This is a genomic window from Gammaproteobacteria bacterium (genome assembly GCA_011682695.1).
Classification (GTDB): Bacteria; Actinomycetota; Acidimicrobiia; order Spongiisociales; family UBA4744; genus BMS3Bbin01.
Map to the genome: position 1 here is coordinate 1 of JAACED010000092.1, position 5,746 is coordinate 5,746.

The 5,746-nt window shown below is 61.3% G+C and carries 2 protein-coding genes; both read right to left on the reverse strand.

The annotated features are described in order from the left end of the window. On the reverse strand, window positions 1-3,914 hold a 3,914-nt coding region (locus GWP04_11900; protein NIA26257.1), incomplete at its 3' end, for a DNA-directed RNA polymerase subunit beta'. Window positions 3,915-3,936: 22 nt separating this feature from the next. After that, window positions 3,937-5,746, reverse strand: a 1,810-nt coding sequence (locus GWP04_11905; GenBank protein NIA26258.1) for a DNA-directed RNA polymerase subunit beta, incomplete at its 5' end; no start/stop codon positions are given.

Here is a 5,746-nt window from a genome sequence, read left to right on the forward strand (position 1 = left end):
TCTTCGGGTTGAACGGGTTCGGATCCGCCGAGCGATGCCAACCACTCCGCCGGATCTGCCGGCAGCATGTCCTCTTCGGCCGTCGAAGGGGTCGGCTCTCCGAACAGCCCCAACGCCGACATCGGTGCCGCGTCGGGAAGGACCGGCTCGATCGACTGGTAGAGCTCCGATCCCGTCCCCGCAGGGATCAGCTTGCCGATGATCACGTTCTCCTTCAGACCGCGCATGTGGTCGGACTTGGCGGAGATCGATGCCTCGGTCAGCACTCGGGTGGTCTCCTGGAATGAAGCCGCCGACAACCACGAGTCCGTCGCCAAGGAGGCCTTGGTGATCCCCATCAGTTCCGCACGGCCTTCCGCAGGCGTCTTGCCTTCGCCGACGAGCGCCCGGTTGGCGTCACGGAAACGGCGCTCGTCCACAAGTTCCGCCGGAAGGAACGACGAATCGTTCACACTCACGACACGGATCCGACGCAGCATCTGGCGCACGATCAACTCGATGTGCTTGTCGTGGATGTCCACACCCTGGGACCGGTACACGTCCTGGACCTGATCGACGAGGTACTTCTGGGCGGTCCGCACACCGGAGATCTCGAGGACCTCCTTCGGATCGAGCGACCCTTGCGTGAGCGAAGTCCCCGGCTCGATTTCAGAGCCTTCCTGAACGAGAAGTCGGGCTCGACGTGAGATCGTGTACGTGGCCTCACCTTCGGGACCGTCGATGATTACTCGACGACCCTCCTCATCTTCCTCGACATGGATGACGCCACCCACTTCGGCGAGCACCGCCTTACCCTTCGGGGTGCGAGCTTCAAACAGCTCCACGACCCGGGGAAGACCGTGGGTGATGTCCGCACCGGCAACACCGCCAGTGTGGAAGGTCCGCATCGTCAGCTGTGTTCCCGGCTCACCGATCGACTGGGCACCCATGATCCCTACTGCCTCACCGAGCTCGACCGGTCGGCCTGTGGCAAGGCTCATTCCGTAGCAGGTGCCACACACGCCGTACTCAGAATCACAGGTCAGAACAGAGCGAACCTTGACCTTCTTGACTTCCTCAGCATTCGCGAGGGCAAGGATCTCCGGCCGTCCGAGGATGGTCCCGGCACGCAGTTTGATGCCGTGGTCGGTCTCGACCAGCTTCCGTCCGACCTTGACGTCTTCGGCGAGTGTCCTACTGAACAGGCAGGTGTGAGCGTTGCGAATCGGGCGGTCGTACTCGTCACGGATGAGAAGGACGATCCCGCGGTCCGACTGGCAGTCCTGCTCACTGACGATGACTTCCTGACTCACATCGACGAGACGCCGGGTCAGGTAACCGGAGTCGGCAGTCCGCAATGCCGTGTCCGCAAGGCCTTTGCGAGCCCCGTGAGTCGAGATGAAGTACTCGAGCACGGACAGGCCCTCTCGGAAGTTCGAGATGATCGGCCGGGGGATGATGTCGCCCTTCGGATTGGCCACCAGACCACGCATCCCTGCAATCTGCCGGGCCTGCATGACGTTGCCGCGAGCACCGGAGCGGATCATCATATCGATCGGATTGAACTTCTCCGCCTTGAGGGTCACCTCCATGGCGTCCTTGACTTCATCGGTGGCTCTCATCCAGATCTCGATCAGTTCCTGACGCCGCTCGTCGTCGGTGATCACTCCTTTGAGGAATTGTTGCTGAACCTTCTCGGCAACCTTCTCATACTTGGCGATGATCTTTGCCTTCTCCGGAGGCGTCTTTACGTCGCCGAGACCGATCGTCAGGCCCGCTCGAGTCGAGTAATGGAAGCCAAGGTCCTTGATCCCGTCGAGGAACTTCTGGACCTCGTTCTTCTTGTAGTTGGCGATGATCTCCTCGATCAGGCGCCGAAGGTCGGACTTCAATACGACGGCGTCCACATACGGGAAGTTGAGCGGGAATGCCCCGTTCAGAATCGCGCGGCCGACGGTCGTGTCGACCGGTCGAGACCCGTCGACGGGATCTTCGGTGAGCAGCGAGCTCAACGACCCCTTGAGCAGGTCGTGCAACTCCGGGGAACCGGCGATCTCACCGATCCGGATCTTCACGGGAGCGTGGAGGGATACGTTGCCCGACTCATAGGCCATCACTGCCTCGTCGACGTTACTGAAGATCGATCCTGCTCCTCTTGCGTCTTCAACGATCTCGGAGAGGTAGTACACACCGATGACCATGTCCTGACTCGGGGTGACGATCGGTCGCCCGCTCGCCGGCGAGAGCACGTTGTTCGCGGAGAGCATGAGCACGCGCGCCTCGGCCTGCGCCTCGGCGGACAACGGCAGGTGAACGGCCATCTGGTCACCATCGAAGTCGGCGTTGAACGCCTCACAGACCAGCGGGTGGATCTGAATGGCCTTCCCCTCGACGAGAACGGGTTCGAACGCCTGGATGCCGAGACGGTGCAACGTCGGTGCGCGGTTCAGGAACACGGGATGTTCCTGGATCACGTCGGCGAGCACGTCCCACACCTGCGGGCGATGACGCTCGACCATCCGCTTGGCCGACTTGATGTTCTGTGCAAGATCCTGATCGACGAGTTTTTTCATCACGAAGGGCTTGAACAACTCGAGCGCCATGACCTTCGGCAGCCCGCACTGATGCAGTTTCAGCGAAGGCCCGACAACGATCACCGAGCGGGCCGAATAGTCGACACGCTTGCCAAGCAGGTTCTGGCGGAACCGGCCCTGCTTGCCCTTGAGCATATCCGACAGCGACTTGAGTGCACGGTTGCCCGGCCCGGTCACCGCGCGGCCGCGACGGCCATTGTCGAAGAGGGCATCAACGGCTTCCTGCAGCATCCGCTTCTCATTGTTGATGATGATCTCCGGCGCACCCAGGTCCAGAAGTCGCTTGAGACGGTTGTTGCGGTTGATGACACGGCGATAGAGATCGTTCAGATCGCTGGTTGCGAACCGACCACCATCGAGCTGCACCATTGGCCGCAGCTCAGGCGGGATCACCGGAACGGCTTCCAGAATCATCGCCGTCGGATCGTTCTTGCCCTCGAAGAAAGGCTTGACGACCTTCATCCGCTGCGTCGCCCGATGCCTGCGCTGTGCGGAGCGGGCGTCGAGATCACTGACGAGCTTCTCCATCTCCGCATCGAGATCGACCCGGCTCAGCAGGTCTTTGATCGCCTCGGCTCCCATCCCGCCGACGTAGTACGCCTCGTACCGCTCGACGAGCTGTCGCCAGAGCGGTTCCGACTCGACGAGAGTCTTGGGCCCCATCGAACGGAAGGTGTCAAAAGCCTCTTCGACGAGTTCGGATTCGCGGGCCGCACGCTCGGCGCGTTCCTTGATCTCCTTCTCGCCCTCGCGGCGGCGTGCACTGATCTCCTGGGCTTTCGCTCCACCCTCTTCCATCTGGGAGAGCTCTTGTTCCAGACGCTCCAGGCGCGCCGCCTGCCACTCTTCGAGTTCTTCGCTGATCACCTCGAGTTCGGCGCGCATCGTTTCTTCCAACTCGGGAAGATCCTTCTGGCGTCGTTCGTCGTCGACATAGGTCACGAGATACGCGGCGAAGTAGATGACCTTCTCGAGTTCCTTCGGGGACATGTCGAGCAGGTATCCGAGGCGGCTCGGCACACCCTTGAAGAACCAGATGTGCGTTACCGGGGCTGCGAGCTCGATGTGACCCATCCGCTCACGCCTGACCTTGGAGCGAGTGACTTCTACACCGCATCGCTCGCACACGATCCCCTTGTAGCGGATCCGCTTGTACTTGCCGCAGTAGCACTCCCAGTCCTTCGTCGGCCCGAAGATCCGTTCGTCGAACAGACCGTCTTTCTCGGGCTTCAGCGTCCGGTAGTTGATCGTTTCAGGTTTCTTCACCTCGCCATACGACCAGGACCGAATCTGGTCGGTCGTCGCAAGGCTGATCTTCAGTTCATCGAAGGGCTGGCGCACAGCACTCCTTCCCGGTGTTTGGTCAGACGGTGGTGGTCTCGCGGCGTTCAGGGCGGGACAGGTCAATCCCGAGGGATTCTGTCGTCCGGTACACGTCTTCTTCGAGGTCGCGGAGTTCCACTTCCTCACCCGCCGAGAGCATCTCGACGTTGAGGCAGAGGCTCTGCATCTCCTTGATCAGAACCTTGAACGATTCCGGTATGCCCGGCTCTGGGATGTTCTCACCCTTGACGATCGCCTCGTAAACCTTCACCCGGCCTGCGACGTCGTCCGACTTGATCGTGAGCAACTCCTGGAGTGCGTAGGCGGCACCGTAGGCTTCCAAAGCCCACACCTCCATCTCTCCGAACCGTTGCCCACCGAACTGGGCCTTGCCTCCGAGAGGCTGCTGGGTGATCATCGAGTACGGGCCGGTCGAACGGGCATGGATCTTGTCGTCGACGAGGTGGACCAGTTTCAGGACGTAGATGTAACCGACCGTGATCGGTGTATCGAACGCCTCACCGTCACGACCGTCATAGAGCACGGCCTTGCCCGAGTCGTTGACGAGCCGTTGCCCGTCACGATTGGGCAGCGCATGTGCGATGACGTCGGCTATCTCATCTTCCTTGGCTCCGTCGAATACGGGTGTTGCGACCCGGGTCCACGGTTCGGCGCCTTTGCTCGCAGGGCTATCCCCATCGAACGGTTCCCATCCCTGTGCGGCTGCCCACCCGAGGTGGGTCTCCAACACCTGACCGAGGTTCATTCGGGATGGCACACCAAGCGGCGACAGGATGATGTCTACCGGGGTGCCGTCCGCGAGGAACGGCATGTCCTCGACGGGCAGCACCTTGGAGATCACACCCTTGTTTCCGTGGCGACCTGCCAGCTTGTCACCGGCCGAGATCTTGCGCTGCTGAGCAACGTAGACCCGCACCATCTCATTGACGCCGGGTTTGAGGTCGAAGCCTTCCGCGCGCCGCAGAATGCGAACACCGATGATCTTGCCGGTCTCGCCGTGTGGTACGCGCAGCGACGTGTCGCGAACCTCGCGAGCTTTCTCACCGAAGATGGCCCTGAGGAGCCGCTCTTCCGGCGTCAGTTCGGTCTCGCCTTTCGGAGTGACCTTGCCGACCAAGTAGTCGCCGGGTCCGACTTCGGCGCCGACACGGATGATCCCGTCATCATCGAGATTCCTGAGGGACTCCTCCGCCACGTTCGGGATGTCCCGAGTGATCTCTTCGGCGCCCAGTTTCGTATCCCTGGCCCTGATCTCATGCTCCTCGATGTGAATCGAAGTAAGCACATCGTCTTTGACGAGCCGCTCGGAGATCACAATCGCGTCCTCGTAGTTGTGGCCTCTCCACGGCATGAACGCGACGAGCAGGTTTCGCCCGAGTGCCAACTCGCCATGATCGGTCGAGTGACCGTCGGCAAGGACAGACCCGACTTTGACCTTGTCTCCGATCGAGACGATCGGTTTCTGGTTCATCGACGTTCCCTGGTTGGAGCGTTCGAACTTCTGCACCCTGTAGGTGTGCTTCACGTTCTTGCCCGTCTCTTTGATGACGATGGAGTCACCCGTCACGTCGACGACCGTGCCGGCGACCTTCGAGATGACCATGTCACCGGAGTCCTGGGCCAGTCGACCTTCGATGCCGGTTCCGACGAGCGGCGCCTCGGGGTGCACGAGCGGCACAGCCTGCCGCTGCATGTTCGACCCCATCAACGCCCGGTTCGCATCGTCGTGTTCGAGGAACGGAATCAGTGCCGTTGCGATCGAGACGATCTGCTTCGGAGAGACGTCCATGTAGTCGATCTCCGATGGCGGGACCGAGTCGACTTCGCCG